Origin of the sequence: Clostridium sp. MSTE9 (assembly GCF_000277625.1) — a bacterium.
GTDB lineage: Bacteria > Bacillota > Clostridia > Oscillospirales > Acutalibacteraceae > Faecalispora > Faecalispora jeddahensis.
Genome location: NZ_AKFU01000030.1, coordinates 18,009 through 37,814, shown reverse-complemented (window position 1 = coordinate 37,814; position 19,806 = coordinate 18,009). Strand labels below are relative to the sequence as shown.

15 protein-coding genes are annotated in these 19,806 nt (G+C 53.2%); 6 read left to right on the top strand and 9 right to left on the bottom strand.

The genetic code is table 11. The features are described from left to right. Positions 1 to 437: 437 nt before the first annotated feature. Both HMPREF1141_RS06480 and HMPREF1141_RS06475 read left to right on the top strand, forming a co-directional pair. Positions 438 to 1,310 (top strand): DegV family protein, encoded by an 873-nt coding sequence (locus HMPREF1141_RS06480; protein ID WP_009062238.1) that lies wholly within the window; start codon positions 438 to 440, stop codon positions 1,308 to 1,310. Between the two features lie 83 nt (positions 1,311 to 1,393). Then, positions 1,394 to 1,774: a RidA family protein gene (locus tag HMPREF1141_RS06475; RefSeq protein WP_009062352.1), complete on the top strand. Its 381-nt coding sequence runs from the start codon at positions 1,394 to 1,396 to the stop codon at positions 1,772 to 1,774. Between the two features lie 3 nt (positions 1,775 to 1,777). Here HMPREF1141_RS06475 and HMPREF1141_RS06470 read toward each other — a convergent pair whose 3' ends face one another. Next, positions 1,778 to 2,734, bottom strand: a complete 957-nt coding sequence (locus tag HMPREF1141_RS06470) for an L-lactate dehydrogenase (RefSeq protein ID WP_009062334.1) — start codon at positions 2,732 to 2,734, stop codon at positions 1,778 to 1,780. 327 nt (positions 2,735 to 3,061) lie between these two features. Between HMPREF1141_RS06470 and HMPREF1141_RS06460 the strand changes: the two genes are divergently transcribed. From HMPREF1141_RS06460 to HMPREF1141_RS06445, 3 genes are all read left to right on the top strand, one after another. Beyond that, a complete protein-coding gene (locus HMPREF1141_RS06460) occupies positions 3,062 to 4,375 on the top strand; it encodes a putative DNA modification/repair radical SAM protein (protein WP_009062278.1) in 1,314 nt (437 codons plus the stop codon). Then, the gene (locus HMPREF1141_RS06455; RefSeq protein ID WP_009062307.1) at positions 4,354 to 5,214 is read left to right on the top strand and encodes a TIGR03915 family putative DNA repair protein; all 861 of its coding nucleotides are present in this window, start codon (positions 4,354 to 4,356) and stop codon (positions 5,212 to 5,214) included. Before HMPREF1141_RS06460 ends, HMPREF1141_RS06455 begins: the two co-directional genes overlap by 22 nt. 728 nt (positions 5,215 to 5,942) lie before the next feature. Beyond that, the gene (locus tag HMPREF1141_RS06445; RefSeq protein WP_009062259.1) at positions 5,943 to 7,172 is read left to right on the top strand and encodes an NRAMP family divalent metal transporter; all 1,230 of its coding nucleotides are present in this window, start codon (positions 5,943 to 5,945) and stop codon (positions 7,170 to 7,172) included. Between the two features lie 137 nt (positions 7,173 to 7,309). On the opposite strand, the gene pfkA is transcribed toward HMPREF1141_RS06445, so the two are convergent. From pfkA to hprK, 6 genes are all read right to left on the bottom strand, one after another. Next, on the bottom strand, positions 7,310 to 8,281 hold the full coding sequence (gene pfkA / locus HMPREF1141_RS06440; protein ID WP_009062245.1) for a 6-phosphofructokinase: 972 nt from the start codon (positions 8,279 to 8,281) through the stop codon (positions 7,310 to 7,312). A gap of 121 nt (positions 8,282 to 8,402) precedes the next feature. Further along, positions 8,403 to 11,909, bottom strand: a complete 3,507-nt coding sequence (locus HMPREF1141_RS06435; RefSeq protein WP_009062378.1) for a DNA polymerase III subunit alpha — start codon at positions 11,907 to 11,909, stop codon at positions 8,403 to 8,405. Positions 11,910 to 12,209: 300 nt separating this feature from the next. Then, the gene (gene whiA / locus HMPREF1141_RS06430; protein ID WP_009062311.1) at positions 12,210 to 13,115 is read right to left on the bottom strand and encodes a DNA-binding protein WhiA; all 906 of its coding nucleotides are present in this window, start codon (positions 13,113 to 13,115) and stop codon (positions 12,210 to 12,212) included. A 10-nt stretch (positions 13,116 to 13,125) separates the two neighbouring features. Then, a complete protein-coding gene (gene rapZ, locus HMPREF1141_RS06425) occupies positions 13,126 to 13,983 on the bottom strand; it encodes an RNase adapter RapZ (RefSeq protein WP_009062264.1) in 858 nt (285 codons plus the stop codon). A gap of 29 nt (positions 13,984 to 14,012) precedes the next feature. Then, positions 14,013 to 14,924, bottom strand: a complete 912-nt coding sequence (gene murB, locus HMPREF1141_RS06420; protein WP_009062262.1) for a UDP-N-acetylmuramate dehydrogenase — start codon at positions 14,922 to 14,924, stop codon at positions 14,013 to 14,015. 56 nt (positions 14,925 to 14,980) lie between these two features. After that, positions 14,981 to 15,970 carry an HPr(Ser) kinase/phosphatase gene (hprK, locus tag HMPREF1141_RS06415; RefSeq protein WP_042433227.1) on the bottom strand — a complete coding sequence of 330 codons (990 nt, stop codon included), beginning with the start codon at positions 15,968 to 15,970 and terminating at the stop codon, positions 14,981 to 14,983. Between the two features lie 1,033 nt (positions 15,971 to 17,003). Between hprK and HMPREF1141_RS06410 the strand changes: the two genes are divergently transcribed. Further along, entirely contained in the window at positions 17,004 to 18,191 is a 1,188-nt protein-coding gene (locus HMPREF1141_RS06410) for a glycosyltransferase (RefSeq protein ID WP_009062218.1), read from the top strand. Positions 18,192 to 18,258: 67 nt separating this feature from the next. On the opposite strand, the gene HMPREF1141_RS06405 is transcribed toward HMPREF1141_RS06410, so the two are convergent. Beyond that, the gene (locus tag HMPREF1141_RS06405; RefSeq protein WP_009062280.1) at positions 18,259 to 19,179 is read right to left on the bottom strand and encodes a TraX family protein; all 921 of its coding nucleotides are present in this window, start codon (positions 19,177 to 19,179) and stop codon (positions 18,259 to 18,261) included. Between the two features lie 78 nt (positions 19,180 to 19,257). Beyond that, the gene (locus tag HMPREF1141_RS17325) at positions 19,258 to 19,773 is read right to left on the bottom strand and encodes a hypothetical protein (protein WP_009062276.1); all 516 of its coding nucleotides are present in this window, start codon (positions 19,771 to 19,773) and stop codon (positions 19,258 to 19,260) included. Positions 19,774 to 19,806: the final 33 nt, after the last annotated feature.

The window sequence follows — 19,806 nt, the reverse complement described above, 5'->3', positions numbered from 1 at the left end:
AAAACGGATTCCAAAGGTGTCCTTTGGCGAGTCTTTGCTTACTTTCGCCTCGCAGCGAAAGTAAGTGCCCGCCCCGGCATGAGGGGCAAGCCCTGCGCCAGCAGACAGGCTGAACCTGTACGCACATCGCGAAAAAGCCGCAGAGAAAGCCACCTGCTCCATCATAAACGAAAGACCCCTGCCGAACGAAAAGGATTATCTGTCACGGAATAATGCGAAAACAAGCTTTCGTTTTATGAGAGAACATTCAAACAGAATAAGCTATTTTTTGAAAAAAGGCAACTTCAAATACTGCCCAAGAGGTGTTTATTCTGTTATAATAACAAAATAGCACAATGATCTATCAGCCCGGCAGGGATGTCCCCCGGCGGGTCTTAAATAAAACGATTCAAATTCAGGGGAGCACAGAGCCCTGGCTTTTAGAGGAGGCCATCTGATTGAAAGACTATGCCTTAATCACAGACGCGACCTGCGACCTTCCCGCAGAGGTTTTGGAAAAGCTGAACGTTCGGGTCATCCCGATGGAATTTCAGATCGGCGGAACTCTGTATCAGCATTATCCTGATGCGCGAGAAATGAGCCTGACCACCTTTTACGAGCGGATGACAGCGGGAGAAACCCCGTCTACCTCGCAGATCAACCAGCTCACCTATTTTAAATATTTCGAGGCCATACTGGAGGCCGGTATGGACGTGCTGTACCTGAGCTTTACTTCGGGCCTGAGCGGTACCTACCAGTCTTCCCTCATCGTGGCGGCGGAATTGGAGGAAAAATATCCCGGTCAGCGGGTCGTCTGTATCGATTCCCTGTGCGCTTCGATCGGCCAGGGGCTGTTTGTGCTTTTGGCCGCCCAGAAAAAGCAGGAAGGCCTGACGATCGACGAAATGGTCGCATGGGCCCAGCAGAGCCATCTGCACGTTGCCCAGTGGTTTACTGTAGACGACCTGAACCATCTGCGCCGCGGCGGACGAATCTCATCTGTTGCCGCACTGGCGGGCTCGGCGCTCGGCATCAAGCCCATATTGCACGTGGACAGCGAGGGCAAGCTCGTTGCCGCGATGAAGGTGCGCGGACGCAGAAAATCGATGGACGCCCTGATTGAGCGGATCGCCCAAACCGGCATCAACCCCGCGGAGCAGGTCATTCTGGTCGGGCATGGCAACAGCGAAAAAGACGCCAAGCAGTTAAAGGTTGAAATCCGCGAACGTTTTCGCCCAAAGGAGATCATCCTGTGCGATATCGGCCCGGTGATCGGCGCGCACGTTGGGCCCGGAATGCTGGCTGTTTCTTTTTGGGCCAGCGAAAACTGACAGTCCTCCACGCCGGGATCATGCGGACCTTTGCGCCGCACCCGACGTGTGATTGATCCATAATTTGTCAGGAGGATTCTGAAATGCAAAAGAAAGAAATCGCCACCAACAAGGCTCCGGCAGCCATCGGCCCCTATTCTCAGGCTGTGCTGATTGGGAACACGTTGTATACTTCCGGTCAGATTCCGATCGATCCCGCCACCGGTGCTCTGGTACAGGGCGGTATCAAGGAACAGGGTACCCGCGTATTTGAAAACCTGAAGGCCGTTCTGGAGCAGGCCGGAACCGATTTTTCCAAGGTAGTGAAGGTCAATGTCTTTATCACCGACCTGAACGATTTTGCGGCCCTGAACGAGCTGTACGCCACCTATTTTGAAAAGCCCTATCCGGCCCGCTCCTGCGTGCAGGTTTCCGGTCTGCCGAAGGGCGCTTTGGTCGAAATTGAGATGATCGCCGTTCTGTAACGGTTATTCTTCAAAACGGATGCCGCCAAAGGCATCTTTCAGAACACCTGAGGAGAGCTTGAATTTTTCAAGCTCTTTTTCTGTGAGCGAAACCTCCAGAATTCCGGCGACGCCTTCCCGGTTGACAAAGCAGGGAACGCCGATGTACACATCGCTTTCCCCATACTCCCCATTCAGCAGGGTCGAAACCGTCAGGATGCTGTTTTCATCGCCGAAAATCGCCTTGGCAATCCGCACCATCGACATACCAATTCCATAATACGTTGATTTCTTCGCCGCGATAATCTTCTGCGCGGCGTTTTTTACTTCCTCGCTGATGTTCTGCAGATCATCGAGGGAGAATTTCTCGGGTGACTCCTCCACGATTTTCAGAACCGGCTTTGTGCCGACCATTGCCTGTGACCACGGCACAAATTCACTGTCGCCGTGCTCGCCCATCACATAGGCATGTACATTCCGTGGGTCTGTTCTCAGGTAGCTGCCGAGAAGATAGCGCAGGCGCGCACTGTCGAGCGTGGTGCCGGAGCCGATCACTCGGCGGGGGTCAAACCTGGAAAGCTTCTGGGTCACGTGAGCCATGATGTCTACGGGGTTTGTCGCGATGAGGAAAATCCCGCCAAAGCCGGAATCCACCACCGGGCCGACCACGGAACGGAACACCGCCGTGTTGCGCTGCAGAAGATCGATGCGGGTCTCCCCTGGCTTCTGCGCCACGCCCGCGCAGATCGCCACAATATCCGCATCCTTGCAGTCCGAATAGGTTCCGGCATAGATTTTCATATGGGAGCCGGAGAACGCGACGCCGTGATTCAAGTCCATCGCTTCCCCTTCCGCGCGCCGGGTATCGATGTCAATCAGCACCAGCTCATCGCATGCGGTCTGATTCAGCAGCGCATACGCAAAACTCATTCCAACAAAGCCCGTGCCGACCAATACAATTTTTCTGATGTCATTTTTCATAATAATCCCTCCTGCCGGATACATACCACAGCCTCAGCAACACACCACTGTGGTTCATTTGTTCTATTGCAGTATACCACTTTTTCCCAGTTTGGCAAATAGGAAAAGCAATCGCCTCTTTCTCCGGCTTAAAATTGAACTTTTTTAGTATATCCTGCTTTTCGCTCTTTACAAAGAACATATGTTCGTAGTATAATAACTTCACGCCGCATTCCGAAAAACATCTTCCGGCGCCCGAGAGAGTAGGAAAGCACGATATAAATAAACGATAGTAAATCCGTCTGCATCCGTGGCATCATAACAGCAGACAGATAAGGAGATATCGGCATGCAGACACTGGAAAAACTGAAAATACTGTCTGACTCCGCGAAATACGACGTGGCCTGCACCTCCAGCGGAGTGGACCGGGGCGCTTCGGAAAACGGAGGAATGGGCAACGCGATGGCCTGCGGGATCTGCCACAGCTTTTCGGCGGACGGGCGGTGCATTTCTCTGTTAAAGGTACTGATGACAAACAGCTGCGTTTACGACTGCAAATACTGCGTCAACCGCAGGAGCAACGACGTACCGCGCGCCACCTTCCAGCCGCGGGAGCTGGCGGATCTGGCCATGAACTTTTACCGCAGAAATTATATTGAAGGGCTGTTTCTGAGCTCGGGGATTCTGAAAGACCCCGATCACACCTGCGAGCGGATGATCGAGGTGCTGCGCATCCTGCGCGAGGAATACCACTTTAACGGATATATCCATGCCAAAGCCATCCCCGGTGCGGACAGCCTTTTAGTCGGGCGGCTGGGCGCTCTGGCCGACCGCATGAGTGTCAATATTGAAATGCCGTCGCAGAAAAGCCTTGCGCTGCTCGCGCCGGACAAATCCAAAACGAATATTTTAAAGCCCATGGGCTTTATTACGGGGAAAATCAAGGAGAACGCCACGGAACTGGTTCGCTACCGCCATACGCCCAAATTCGCGCCGGCCGGACAAAGTACCCAGATGATCATCGGCGCAACACCGGACAGCGATTTTCAGATTTTAAAGCTGACGGAAGCGCTGTACCAACGCTACGAATTAAAGCGCGTTTTCTTTTCGGCGTATATCCCCGTATCAAACGACCCGCTGCTGCCCGCACTGACAGTAAAACCGCCGCTTTTACGCGAGCACCGGCTGTATCAGGCGGATTGGCTGCTGCGGTTTTACGGCTTTGCGGCCGACGAGCTGCTTGACGAAGCGCACCAGAGCTTTCACCCGATGCTTGACCCGAAATGTAACTGGGCGTTGAATCATTTAGAGCTGTTCCCCGTCGATGTAAACCGGGCCTCTTACGAAATGATTTTGCGGGTGCCGGGCATTGGGGTCAAAAGCGCACGGCGGATCACGACTGCGCGCCGCAGCGGAACCCTGCGCACAGATGATCTGAAAAAGCTTGGGGTCGTCATGAAGCGGGCACGATATTTCGTCGTTGCCGCGGGGCGGGGCGAACGCCCGCCTGTACTGACCCGCGACGCCGTGCTCCGAGCGCTGGTATCGGATTCCTGCCGTGAGCTGTACGAGCCCCAGGGAGAGCAGCTTTCGCTCTTCCCCGCTCCGACACCGCAGCTTTGGGGAGAGGAGGCTTTGCAATGCCTGCCGGGACCCCTTTGACCTACGATTACCGTTACGACGGCAGCTGGGACGGCCTGCTGTGCTGCCTGTTTGAAACGTACGAGCGCAGGGAGCTGCCGCAGGCCGTGTACTCGCACGAGGACGTACAGCAAACGCTGTACCCCGCTTTGGAGATCGTCACCGACTCGAATAAGGCCGGCCGGGTCAAGCACGCGATGCTGCCCAAAATCGGTTCCAGCGCAAAAGAGCTGGCGGAACATGCCTTTTTGACCTGCCTGCCACAAAAAGAGCTATGGATACTCCGCTTTCTGCGCCTTGCCTTTCGGCACGGCCCCACGGTGATGAACAAGATGACGCAGCCCGCCGTGCACACCTTAAATAAGGCTGTACTCCACTTACAGCACGAAAGCCACCAGTACCAGGGCTTTGTGCGCTTCTCTGTCTCGCAGGGAGCGCTGTGGTCGGTGATCGAGCCGAAAAATCAGGTGCTGCCGCTGCTGGCCCCGCACTTTTGCCAGCGCTTTTGCAACGAGGCCTTTTTGATCTACGACAAAACCCACGATCAGGCGCTGGTTTACCAAAACGGGCGGCACGAGATTCTCCCCTTGCTGGCCTTTGAGCCGCCGGAGCCGGACGAAACCGAGCTGCGCTACCGCAAGCTGTGGCACACCTTTTACGATTCTATCAGCATCCGCGACCGCGAAAATCTGCGCCTGCGCATGACCCACATGCAAAAGCGCTACTGGAAGCACCTGACCGAAATGCAGTACAATCCATTCCGGGCCGGGCAGGCAGAGCCGGAACAGAGCGCCGAAACACAGAGCGGCGCACGCAGACCGGACGCCCTGCCGCCGGACTCCAATTCCATTCTCCCTTAATTATTCTGATGTCCGTGCGGTTTTTCCATGTCTTGCCTGACCAATTAAAAACGATGGATTTTCGGGATAAAATTTGCGAAGCAAGAAAAAAGCGCAGGAACACTCTATATTCCTGCGCTTTTAACGCCAGGCGGCGCAATGATAACCGCAACAGACAAGTTCCTTCCTTGCAACACTTGTTTTTTCTGCTGTTTTTATGGTACCTCTTGCTTTTCCCAGCGCAAAACGGTACGATACTAGAGCGGGACCTTTCCCCAGTGCGTGAATTAGAGCAGATTAAGTATTATCTGCTCTAATTCAATCGAGAGGTGAAAACGATGTTATGGAAAATACTCGCTTTGGCTGTAAGCGTATTTTCCCTGGTGAGTATAATAGCCTGGTTCTATTCATTTCGAAAATTTCTCAACAAAAATAGCGATAAGCGTTTGAATGAAGTCAGTATGAAGATGAGCAAATATGTCTTCGTATTCTATACCATTATATTTTTGACAATCGTTATCGGCTTAGTTTTTATCATAGCAAAATACATGTTTTGAGTATAACTGTAAGGGCAATACGGACTCACCCATATTCCCCATCTTGAAAGCAATGATTTATGATTCTATTTTGACTCTGAAAATTTCAAAAAGGAACATTTTTTTAGATATGGTAATGTTAAGCAACGAAAATGATGAAAATATGGCCATTGACACAGAGGAAAACAACCTTAAGAAGAGTGGGAGTAAGAAATGAGTCAGCTGGAACCCGAACAAAAGAGAATACGGGCGGCCCTGATCGGGGCGGCCTTTATGACCGGCGCGTCGTCTATCGGGCCGGGCTTTATGGTGCAGACCTCGCTTTTTACCGCGCAGTACGGCCAGAGCCTTGCGGCGGTGGTCGTCGCGATGATTGTAATGGATACCATTGCAAAGCTCAACATCTGGAGCATTCTGGGCATTTCAGGCCTGCGCGGGCAGGAGCTTGCCAACCGGGTGCTGCCCGGCTCTGGAAACGTGATCGCCATTCTGGTCACCTTTGGCGGCTTTACCTTCGCCATCGGCAACGTGGGAGGCGCCGCCCTTGGCCTGAACGCTGTGTGCGGTCTGCCGCTGCAGGCGGGCTACCTGATTTCGTGCGGCCTTGCCGTTTCCCTGTTTCTCATCAAAAACGCATCGAACGGCATTAACCGGGCCTCTCAGGTGTTAAGCGTGATGGTTCTGGTCATTCTGCTGATCATGGCATTTCAGACGCACCCGCCCATGAATCGCGTGGCTGATGGCCTGCTTTCCCCCGAGCAGCCTCTTTCGCTGCTCGTTCCGCTGATTACGCTGCTGGGCGGCTCCACCGGCGGCTATATTGCCTATACCGGTGCGCACCGCTTTCTGGATGCCGGGATTTCCGGCCGGGAGAATCTGCGCGGGATCCAGAAAAGCACCCTTCTTACCTGTGGGATCACCGGTCTTTCGCGCATTCTGATCTTTTTAGTGGTATTCGGCGTCTGCGCCGCCGGCGGTCAGGCAGCGTCCTCCGCGATCGAAGCTGCAGAAAATCCTGCGGCCCAGGCGTTTCTGCTGGGAGCCGGCGAGCTGGGCTCACGGCTGTTCGGCGTCGCACTCTTCTGCGCGGGCATCACGACGATCATCGGGTCGTCGTACACCTCGGTATCCTTTTTAAAAACGCTTTACCCTGTGGTTGGGCGCAACGAAAAATGGTTCATTACCGGATTCATCGTGCTGGCCACTATACTGATTGCAACGATCGGCAAGGCCACCGCGCTGCTCGTGATTGCCGGGGTCATCAACGGCTTTGTACTGCCGCTGACACTCGCCATCACACTGTGGAGCATTCGCGACAAGAGCATCGTCGGGGAGGAATACCGGCATTCCCGCGTGCTGACGGTCACGGGGATCGTGATCACGGCGATTACTACATACGCGGCCTTTCGCGCGCTGCCCTCTTCGCTGGCAATGTTCTATTGAACGAGGCAGAGATTTCTGCTTTGTTGCATCCGATCTTTGAAAACACAGGCCATCGAAAACTTTGCGATGGCCCGACGCTTCTACGGCATAAAAAATGCTGCTGTTCCAAAGGAACAGCAGCATTTTTGTTTTTATGATCAGATAGAAACCTTCATCGCGATCCGGTACAGCTCCGTATCAAACCTTCGGAGCATTTCCAGCGCCTCTGTGATGTCGAAGTCTACAATCTGGCCGTGCTGCATAGCTACCACACGATTGCTCTCGCCGTCTTCCAGCAGCTTCACCGCATGATAACCCATCTGCGTGGCCACAACACGGTCGCGCAGGGAAGGCGAACCGCCGCGCTGCACATGGCCAAGAATCGTCGCACGGGTTTCGATGCCCGTATTCTTCTCAATCTCTTTCGCCAGCTCTTCCACATGGCACCCGGCACCCTCCGCCACCACAATAATAAAGTGGCGCTTGCCGATGCGCTGGGTGTACTGCATCCGCTGGTAAATATCGCGCTCAAAATCATACGGCTGTTCCGGCACCAAAATCGCCATGGCGCCCACCGCGATTCCGGTATTCAGCGCAATGTCTCCGCAGCGCCGGCCCATCACCTCAACCACACTGCAGCGGTCGTGGGATTCGGTTGTGTCGCGCAGGCGGTCTACCATCTGCATCGCGGTGTTCATCGCGGTGTCGTAACCGATGGTGTACTCGCTGCACGCAATATCATTATCGATGGTTCCCGGCACGCCGATGCAGGGAATCCCGGCCTGTGTCAGGTCGCGCGCGCCGCGGAACGAACCGTCGCCGCCGATGACAATCAGACCCTCAATGCCCAGCTTCCGGCAGTTTTCCGCCGCCTTCTGCACACCCTCCGGCGAATTGAACTCCGGGCTGCGGGCAGTGTAAAGCACGGTTCCGCCGTTGTGAATAATGTCAGAAACACTGCGCAGGTTCATTTCTTCCACATCGCAATTGAGCAGGCCGTTATAGCCCCTGTGTACCCCCAAAACACCCATTCCGCTTGTGAGCGCGGTTCGAACAACGGAACGCACCGCCGCGTTCATTCCAGGTGCGTCACCGCCGCTTGTGAGTACAGCGATCTGCTTCTTCCCCATCTTTCAGACCCTCCCGAATCAAAATGATACTGTGGTTTTTTTCTTACGATAACATTATTATACCATTCTCACGCGGGCGGCACTATGGAGGAAAATACCCATAATATGGATAAAAGTTGCATCATCGCACCAAAGCGACGTTTTCCTCTCCCAGCAGCTCGCGCAGCGCGCCGAGCAAAACCTCGTTGACGCTGACGCGATACTGCATCGGCGCCTGCATCAGCTTTTTGGTATCTTCAAAATACAGGTACAGCGGCGTCGCGCCATCGAATACCGCGATATACTGCAGCGCTTTCCGGTGGCAGAAGCTCTCCTGCGACGGCAGCTTTAAATACAGGCCCGGGCGGCTGGAGCTGCGTTTCGCGGCGGGCTGCTCATCCGCTCCCGCACGCGGCGCGGCATCGCCATTCGCCTGCGGCGGCGGGGAAAGCGTATCGCACACCAGCTTTGCATCCTTTTCCTCCGCCAGGCTCAGGCGGCCCTTTACCACAACGACATTCCCCTCGGCCACCAGCTCCCCGTACCGCTCCAGCACATTCGGGAACACCAGAAGCTCGATCGAACCGTACATATCCTCCAGCAGGGTGAACGCCATCCGGCTGCCGTTTTTGGTCACCTTCAGCTTCACCGAAGAAATGACGCCCAACAGCGTAAGGGTCTCGCCGTCCTGGTGGCGGCCCGTCTGCTCGTTGGCTTCCTCCAGCAGCTCGCCTGTGGGCGTTGCGCCGATCTGTTCATACATCTGCAAGTATTTTCCCATCGGATGCCCGGAAAGATACATCCCGGTCACTTCCTTTTCCATCACAAGCTTGTCCGCGTCGGAGAAATCCGGCATGGGATCGATGGAAAAGGTCGGCTCTTCCGACTGCAGCTGCGGCGTATCGAAAAAGCCGAGCTGGCCGTCCACGTTCCGGCGTTTGTCGGAATCGAGCGTATCGAGCACGGACTGGATACTGGAGAGCATCTGGTTGCGGTTATAGTCCAGCGAATCCAGCGCCCCGCATTTGACCAGACTTTCGAGCGCGCGGCGGTTCAGATCCTTGCCATACATGCGCTTACAGAACTGGTAAAAGGACTCGAAATTACCGTTCGCATCCCGCTCCTGAATCAGGCTGCGCAAAAAGCCGTCGCCCAGGTTCTTGACTGCCAGCAGACCGAAGCGGATATCGCGGCCCGCGACGGTAAAACCGCGGCGGCTCTGATTGACGTTCGGCGGCAGCACGCGGATGCCCATCCGGCTGCACTCGGCGATATACGCGGCGATCTTGTTCGTGTTATCCAGCACGCTGGTGAGCAGCGCCGCCATATATTCGCGCGGGTAGTGGCACTTGAGCCACGCGGTCTGATACGAAATGGTGGCGTAGGCCGCCGCGTGGGATTTATTGAACGCATAGGAGGCAAAGCTCTCCATCTCGCCGAAAATCGCCTTGGCGGTCTCCTCATCCACGCCGCGGCGGACGCAGCCATCCACCTCCACCGTGCCGTCCTCCGCCACAAGGCCGTACAGAAAAATGGAACGCTCCTTCTCCATGACGGAGGCCTTTTTCTTCGACATGGCGCGGCGCACAATATCCGCACGGCCAAAAGAGTACCCCGCCAGCGTGCGGAAAATCTGCATCACCTGCTCCTGATACACGATGCAGCCATAGGTGACCTTCAGAATATCGGAAAGCATCGGGTGGCGGTAGGTGACCCGCTCGGGATGGTGCCGGTTTTCGATATACCGGGGGATGGATTCCATCGGCCCAGGACGGTAAAGTGAGATCACCGCGATCAAATCTTCAATGTTTTCCGGGCGCAGCTGCATGATTACATTGCGCATGCCGCCCGATTCAAACTGGAACACGCCGTCCGTTGAGCCGGCGGTGAGCATTTCAAATACCTTGGGGTCATCAAACGGGATCTTTGAGACCGAAAATTCCGGGTCGGCCCGGCGGATCGCTTCCTGCGCGTCGTTGAGCACCGAAAGGTTGCGCAGCCCCAGAAAGTCCATTTTCAGAAGGCCGAGCTCTTCCAGCGTCGTCATGGTATACTGTGTGACAATGGACTCCCCGTTTTTCGCGAGGGGAACATATTCGCTGACGGGGTGATCTGTGATCACGACACCCGCCGCGTGCGTAGATGCATTGCGTGGCATTCCCTCTACCTGGCGGGCCATATCGATCAGCTCGTGAATCTGGGGATCGGTATCGTAGCGCGTGCGCAGCTCGGAGGAAGAGGCAAGTGCTTTTTCCAGCGTGACGTTCAGCCCCATCGGCACCAGCTTTGCCACCGAATCCACCACATTATAGGGAATCGCCATCGCGCGGCCAACATCGCGAAGGGAGCCTCTGGCCGCCATGGTGCCAAACGTGACGATCTGCGCCACGTGGTCGGCGCCGTATTTGTGTACGACATAATCGATCATTTCACCGCGCCGCTCGTCGCTGAAATCAATATCGAAATCGGGCATGCTGACGCGCTCGGGATTGAGGAATCGCTCGAACAGCAGCTGGTAGCGGATCGGGTCGATTCCGGTGATGCCGACGCAGTACGCGGCAAGACTCCCCGCGCCCGAGCCTCTGCCCGGGCCGACGGGAATTCCGACAGATTTCGCATACCGGATAAAATCGTAGACGATCAGGTAATAGTTGACATACCCCATGCTCTCGATCACGCGCAGCTCATATTCCAGCCGCTCGGTGATGGCGGGGTCCGGCTGCTCGCCGTACAGACGGTGCAGCCCCTCAAAACACAGGCTGCGGAAGAATTCCACATTATCTTCCCCATTCGGCGTTTGGAACGAGGGCAGTTTTGTGTGACCGAATTCAAATTCCACCTGACAGCGCTCGGCGATGACAACCGTGTTATCACACGCCTCCTGCGGGAACAGCGCGCGCATTTCCTCTTCGCTTTTCAGGTAAAACTGGTCGGTGGCGAACTCCATTTTATCGGGGTCCTGAATCGTGTGGTTCGTCTGAATGCAAAGCAGAATCAGGTGCATCCGGCTGTCCTGCTGCCGGATATAATGACAGTCGTTTGTCGCGACCAGCGGGATGCCGGTCTCTTTGGACAGGCGCAGCAGGCCGTCGTTGACGATTTTCTGCTCGCGGATGCCGTGATCCTGCATCTCGAGATAAAAATTCCCCTCGCCGAAAATGTCACGGTACCGCAGAGCAGTTTCTCGCGCGGCCGCGTAATCATCGTTTGTCAGCTGGCGGGGAATCTGCCCGGCCAGACACGCCGAAAGCCCGATCAGCCCCTCGCTGTGCGCTTCCAGCAGCTCCAGATCAACCCGGGGCTTGCTGTAGAAGCCCTCCGTCCAGGACTGAGAGACGATCTGAATCAGATTCTGGTACCCTGTATTGTTTTCGCAGAGCAGCACCAGATGATACGGCTCGTTATCGAGCCCATGCACCTTATCGAAACGGGTGCGGCGCGAGACATACACCTCGCACCCGATGATCGGATGGAGCCCATTTTGTTTTGCGGCACGGTAAAAATCCACCGCGCCGTACATCACACCGTGGTCGGTAACGGCCACCGCCGTTTGCCCCTGGCCCTTGACTGCCTCCATCAACGGCCCGATACGGCAGGCACCGTCCAGCAGGCTGTATTCCGTATGCAGATGCAAATGCACAAATCCCATGTGCCTGTCCTCCTTTCTCAAAAACCTTTTCGTGCGGTTTTACCGCAGAAGAATTTCTTTCATTTTATCCCTCGTGCCAGGGTGATTCATTTCTTTTTTTATTTTGATAAGGAAAAGTAATTTTCAGCGAGTGCCCCCGGCATGGGGTTTCCGCTTGCGCGGGCACCCGCTGAAAAAAACAATCTGGTTTATCGCAAACAAAAGACTTTCACAAATAAGAAAAGCACCTACTCTGGCACAACAAGCCACAGCCTGCATATAATCTGACGGTCAAAGCGAAAAAGCCTTGACCGTCGGGAATCACTTCAGATTTTCGGCTTCCTCCATCAGTCGGCGCAGCCGATGATTGACCCCCGAGCGGCTGACCGGCGTTTGGAACAGCTGCCCCAGCTCCCGCAGAGAAAGCTCGGGATTTTTCAACCGAAGCTCCGCCGTTTCCCGAAGCTCTTCCGGCAGAACCTCAAACCCGATCGTATCGCGGATTTTTTCGATCGCTTCCACCTGGCGCACAGATGCGCCGACAGTCTTGTCGATATTAGCGGTTTCAAAATTAGTCTTGCGGTTGACGTTGTTGCGCACCTCTTTGAGCATACGCACCTGCATCAGCTCCATGGCCGCGCCGCCCGCGCCAAGATAGGCCAGCAGGTCGGCGATTCGGTCGCCGCCCTTGATATACACCACAAATGCGCCCTTTCGGTTGACGAGCGCCGGATGAAAATCCATCCCCTCGCGCAGGAGCGTTATAACGTCCTTTGCGAGGTTCATATAAGGCAGGATCAGCTCCAGGTGGTAATCCTTATTCGGGTCTGTCACAGTGCCGCAGGACAAAAACACGCCCCGCAGAAACGCCGCTTTGCAGCATTCGTTCTCCAGATTGGCCAGATTGACCCGCAGGCTGATTTCCTTCCCGCTGTGGCCGAACGCGGAAAGCACCTGCCTGCGCTGGCTTTCCTCCTGCACGATCAGCGCATAGCTGCTGCGGCGGTATGACACCGCCGTGCGCACCTCCACAATCGCGCCCGTGATCTGCGCCGCAAGCTGTGCGGCCCGGCGCGCAACCATAGGATGCTCCGTTACGAGAGAAACCGAAATCGGAGAAAAGCTTTTTGCGCACAGCAAAAGGCCGTAGCATTCCGCTTTTTCACAGCAGGCCTGTTCCGGCTCTATTTTACACATTTCCGATTTTGCATCATACGAAAATGACATGGCGCTTCTCCTATTTATGAATGTCCCTGTGGTTAACGCTGGCCCGCTTCCCGTTCTCGAGAAGGTGGTTATACAGCAGCTGCGCGAGCGCCACCGAACGGTGGCGGCCGCCGGTGCAGCCGATCGCGATAACCAGCTGACTCTTGCCCTCGTCGCAGTAAAGCGGCAGCATGTAATCGATCATATCGAGAAACCGGGTGACAAACCCTTTGGTCTGGTCCCACTTCATGACATACTCGCGCACCGGTTCATCCAGGCCCGTCTGGCGCTTTAATTCCTCCACGTAGAACGGATTCGGCAGGCACCGCACATCAAAAACGAGGTCTGCTTCCGGCGGGAGACCATATTTAAAGCCGAAGGAAACGCAGTGTATCATCAGCGCCGCTGAGGCATCGCCCAGAAACAGGCTTGAAATCCGCTCCTTGAGCTGGGCCGGGGACAAAAACGACGTGTCGATAATGTAATCGGAACACTCCCGCACCGTTTTCAAAATCTGGCGCTCCATCTGCACGGCCTGTTCCAGCGAGCCCAAGTATTCCTCGGCCAGCGGGTGCTTGCGCCGCGTTTCCTTAAAGCGGTTGATCAGAACGGAATCGCCGGCGTCGAGAAACAGAATCTTATATTTCTTCCCCTCTTCGCGCATCAGCGCCAACGTTTCAGAAAGGCTGTCGAACAGCGTGCCTCCGCGAATATCCGTTACGGCGGCGACGCGCTGAAACCCTTCCTTGGCCTGACTGCAAAGGTCATAAAAGGTGGGAATCAGCTTCGGTGGAATATTATCCACGCAGTAAAATCCGATATCCTCCAGCGCGTTGACGGCTCTGGACTTTCCCGCGCCGGAAAGCCCGGTTACAATAATAAATTCCATTTGAAATTCCCCCTCGCTTTACGCCCCAGTCACTGCCCGATTTTACGTATCTCACACTCCAGCTCTACACCTGTTTGTTTGAAAACGGTCGATTGAATCACGGAAATCAGCCGCAGTACATCCTCACAAGTGGCGTCACCCTGATTCACAATAAAACCCGCATGCTTGCTGCTGACGGCCGCACCACCAACACTCTGGCCCTTGAGGCCGCACTGCTCGATCAAAGTACCCGCAAAATGATCCGGCGGGCGCTTGAACACGCTGCCCGCACTGGGCATTTCCAGCGGCTGCTTGGAACGCCTGCGGCCGATCAGGTCGTTCATCTTTGCGCGGATCTCTTCCTGATCACCGGCACAAAGCTGCAGATTCAAAAACAGAATCGCGGACTGATTATAACTGTACGCGCTGTGCCGGTAAGAAAGCTCCAGCTCCGCCCCGGTCAGCACTCCGAATTCGCCTTCGTGCGTCATATGCTCGCAGGAAAATAAAACATCCTTCATTTCGCCGCCGTACGCTCCGGCATTCATAAACGCGGCGCCGCCCGCCGTGCCGGGAATTCCCCACAGGAATTCCGCACCCGAAAGCGAATGCTCCAGCGCAAAGGTACATAACGCCGAAAGCGGTGCGCCAGCGCCGCACCGCACCTGCTGCGGCTGCGGCAGCGTGATCTCGTTGAATTCCCCGGTCAAAGCGATTACCATTCCGCGGATTCCCGCATCGCTGACCAGCATGTTGGAGCCGTTCCCAATCACCAGATACGGTACCTCCAGCTCATTGGCACGCCGCGCCATTTGACTGAGACACTCGCGGCTGCCGGCAGAAACAAACAGATCTGCCGGGCCGCCGATGCGAAACGTGGTGTGCCGGCTCATCGGCTCGTGAAAAGAATAGGCGCAGCCAAGCTGCTGTGCCATTGCACCCAATTGTTCGATCTGATCCATAGATGCCTCCTAGTTATTTTTGCCCACAGGAAATACCGGAGCCATCCGCTCCGGCATCACAAATCAAAATCCAGCTTTTTTTCGGTCGGCTCCAGCATTTTAGAATCCAGACCAAGGCTGCTCAGCAGCTCCTGTGCGGCATTGTAGCCCATCTTTTTCTGACGGTTGTTCATGGCGGCCACCTCGATAATCACCGCGAGGTTACGCCCCGGCTTCACCGGAATCGTCAGAATCGGCACCCGAATCCCCAGAATCTCTGTATAATCATTCTCAAGACCCATGCGGTCGTAATTCTTAGAGCTGTCCCATTGTTCCAGACTGATGACCATATCGATTTTCTCGGTCACCTTGACGGCGCCCATACCGAAAATGCGCCGGGCATTGATAATGCCTATGCCGCGCAGCTCAATAAAATGACGGATATTTTCCGGCGAGGTACCGACCAGGGATTTTGCCGATACCCGGCGGATTTCCACCGCGTCGTCGGCAATCAGGCGGTGACCGCGTTTAATCAGCTCAATGGCCGTTTCGCTTTTTCCGACGCCGCTGTCGCCCACCAAGAAGATGCCTTCGCCGTATACCTCTACTAGAACGCCGTGACGCGTGATGCGCGGGGCCAGCTCGACGTTGACATACGATACAAGCGCGGCCATCAGGTCGCTGGTGGGTTCGGATGAACTGAATACCGACACGCCGTAAATCTGAGCCGCTTCCAGCAGCTCGGGCATCGGCTCAATGTCGCGCGCCACAATCACCGCCGGCGATTTTTTCGACAGCAGCTTATTGAGAGAAACCTGCCGTTCCTCCGGCGAAAAGCTGCTTAAAAAGGCTGTTTCCGTATTGCCCATGATCAGAATACGGTGAGAATCAAAGTAATCCAGAAAGCCGTTAAGCTCTAAACCCGGACGATTCACCTCACGGGAAGAAATCAACAGCTTTTCCGGGTCAACCGGCATATAAACAGGACGAAGGGAAAGCTCTTTAATTACCTTGGAAAGCGGAACCGTATATGTTGTCTGTGCGCCGTGGTTCTCGTAGCCGCTCATCATTATCACTCCTATATTTTTTGCCGTCTGAACGAAGGACCATACTGCCCTCTGTCCGTTTCAAACGTCGGGAATCCTGCCGTAAACCAAAATTGCTTTTGCTGCGCTCCTATTTCGTCAATTATCATTAATGTTATTATAGCTTAAAAACGGGTAGAATTCAATGATGGAACACCTGAAACTCAATTTGCCCAAACTGGCAAAAGAAATGACTGAACATGGAAATTTTATGTTATAATAACCTCACGGCGTAAACGAAAGCAAAGCTTTCGACGCCTGGGAGAACATTGAATCATCGGCTTAGTGATTCCGAGTGTTGAAATAGGTTTTCGTGGGCTTGTTTTGGTTATGGATAATATAATAACCTCACGACGTAGTTGAAAGCAAAGCTTTCGACGTCTGGGAGAACATTGAATCATCGGCTTAGTGATTCCGAGTGTTGAAATGGGTTTTCGTGGGCTTGTTTTGGTTATGGATGATATAATAACCTCACGGCGTAGTTGAAAGCAAAGCTTTCGACATCTGAGAGACCATCGAATCATCTGCTTGATGATTTCGAGTTTTGAGATAGAATTTTCATGGGCTTGTTTGGTTATGGATGATATAATAACCTCACGACGTAGGTGAAAGCAAAGCTTTCGATGGAGTTTTGAGAGAGTCGAACTTCCCTGTACTTATCCCGCATGGGGAATCTGCATGCACAGCTTGCTTCAAGAGAGACAACACGCTAAACCTGCACGCGCACCGAAAATTTTCGTAAAAATTGAAAGAAAAAAATTTTTCAGCAAGACAAATCCACTTTGCTATACTATAATACTTTTGAAAGGCACAATCGAATGGAACTCCCATATCTGTTTTTGGGAAGCGATTGTATGCTTTTTTCCTTTTTAAGGAATGTCCCCGCGGTATGGTTGCAACCACTGCAATTCTGCCGCTTTATCTGCGATAAAACGAATCCATTCTTGATGATTTGCGGATCGGTCAGAGCCATCGGATTTGCCGGACGGCCCGGCTGACCGGAACGGGAGGAATTATGAAAATCGCCATTTTTACAGAAACATATCTGCCCCAAACCTCCGCGGTAGAAACACAGATTCTGCTGCTTGCCCAATCTCTCATCCGCCTGGGGCATGAGGTACTGGTGGTCAGTACGGACGTGGAATCGGAAGAATGCTATCTGGAACAGCATACCCTGTTCGGTCCGGCTAAGCCCTCCGATACGATCTATGGACAAACTGGCCAGCGGACAAAGCTGAATCGGTTAAAAGAGTTCATCGATGATTTTGATCCGGATGTGATCCACCTGTTTACATTCTGTTCCGTGGGCGGGCTTGGGCTGAAATACGCCCTTTCGCACGACTTGCCGCTGATCACCACCGTGCAGAGCACTCACGACATCAGCGAGGGCTTTTATGGCAGAGGAGTACGCCGCCTGCTGGGCAAACGGTTGTGCCAGAGCACCTACCGCAAGGCGCTGGCCTTTTCGGATCTGGTGACAAGCCCCTCGCAAAAAATCCTGCGCAAAATCCGTCCGCTGTGCAAACACCGCCAGCTGACCGTTTCTCCCCTTTGTGTAGACACGGAGCAGCTGCGCGAAAAAGCACCGGATGGCGAGAAAACGGAAGCGATCCGCCGTCGTCTTGGGATCACCGGAAAAACAGGGGTCCTGTTTGTTGGAACGCTGGGAAAAGATAACGGAGTGGATGCCCTGCTTGATCACTGGGCTGCCTTATGCAAGGGTCAAAACAAGCTGCATCTGGCAATCGTCGGCACAGGCCCGCAGCTTGACGAGCTGAAGAACAAAGCCAATCTGCTGGGAATTTCCACCCGCGTCACGTTCGCCGGAGAGGTTCCGCGCGAACAGATTCCGCTTTGCTACCAGGTTTGCAGCGCATTTTTCAGCGCATCTGAATCCGACGCCATGAAGGCTGCTCCGCTCGAAGCTATTGTCAGCGGGCTGCCGGTCATTCTGCCGAAGAACAGCGCCTGTGCGGAACTGCTGGTGGACGGAGTCAACGGCTTTGCATATGATCCGGAAACCGATATTGAAAAAATCCTGCACAATTTTGCATCTCTTTCCCCGGAAAAAGAAGCGGCTATGAAAAAGCTGGTGGCCCGCACAATGGGGAATCTGACTCTTGAGGAACAGGCCAAAAGCTTTTTGAGCTTTTACGCGCTGACGCAAAAGCACCACTATAAAACAGCGGAAAAGCTGGAATGACTTTTCCCCAAAAGAGCATCGCCGCAAATGTTGCGGCGATGCTCTTTTTATGCTGAAAGTTTTACCATCATCCTGCGCCGCCAAGAATCCCGCCAATATAGTACAGCACAAAAATGTGCAAGGGATAGAAAACATAGAAAAAGTATTTCCATCCTTTTCCCCTTTGTCCATTGTAGCTTACTAAAAACGGAAGCGCCCCAAGCATCATCCACGAATAATACTTGAAAAGAATTGCGGTCGGGTCAGGTGTGTAGGCCGGAGGAATTCCTACAGCCTTCAGGCAGAGCTCATAGAAAAAGGAATATAAATCCGGAAGACGGAATATTTCGATCAGCTGAGCAAGGCAATGCGGTACAAACTGGGTAAAAAGCAACAAAAAGAGCACAACGCAAAAAGCAGTATAGGCACGGGCCAAACGCTTTCTGTCATCCTTTACCCAGTAGAGTATCACCCCCAACAGCAAATACACCCAACCGCCCTCTAAATAGAAAATGCTGCCGAGCAAAGTGGGCAGAAACTCTATCAAGATGGTAAAGCCGGTAGTAATCGGAACTACCATTGGCAGCAAAATCAAGAGCAAATAAGCTCCAATCTGCCAGACACCATACCGAAGTAAATATTTTTGAAAGCTTCCATCCTTTTGGCGAAAACGATCTATTAGAAAATAGAGAATGCTCAGGCAAAATAGAGGCCGGAAAATATTATTACCAATGACTCCCGCAGGACTGGAAAACCCAGGAATTGCATGGAAGGAATAAAAGACCACACGCTTTGCAAGCTCCATGAACACACCCGCAAGATAAAGCCGAATGATGTACTTTTTCTTGCTTCTCGTATGAGAAAAGCCCTGTGTGGAGCAAAAAATGAAAATGGGAAACGAGAGTCTGCCGATCCAGTGGAGCCAAATCGGCATGTTGGGAAGAAACTGCCCAATATGGTCAACAACCATAAAGACAAGTGCAATGATTTTCAGCGCTGTCGTAGACATTCTTTTTCTCCTTTTATAAAAATAAAACTACACACTTACAAAATCATAAGTGTGTAGTTTTAAAAGACAATTCTAAAATTACTCGATTGTACCAATCACATCAATGTATCCTAAAATATTTGCCTTAAACTCTAAATAGATTTTTGATTCTAATGACGTTCCGGTAACTGTGAAAGACCGCTCAGAATTTCCGGGTATTGAAACTGTATTATACACTGTATCAGAACTTAAACTTTTTACTTTTACAGTAAGAGTAGAGGTGGATTGGTTATGGATTTGAATAGAATAGCTATATTTATTATAAAAAGCATATTCTGTATATAACTTTCCAACATTCGATTTTCCACTTAAATAATAATAGCTTTTGGAAACATCCCAAAGTTTAGTCGGAACCTCTGTTCCGAAGGGCACAACTCCAGAAGAAGTTCCGGGCTCTATTGGCGTTAAGCCAATATTTTCTCCAGTAGAATTAACTGATGAAATTGCTTGAGAAGTAGTTGCTTTACTTTCAGCTGCATATGCCGGGAAAGAGGTGTTTGCCGAAATTAATAAAATTGCGCATGATAATAAACTAATTTTCTTTATTCTGTTCATTTTGCTATCTCTCCTTATAAAACATAATATCTT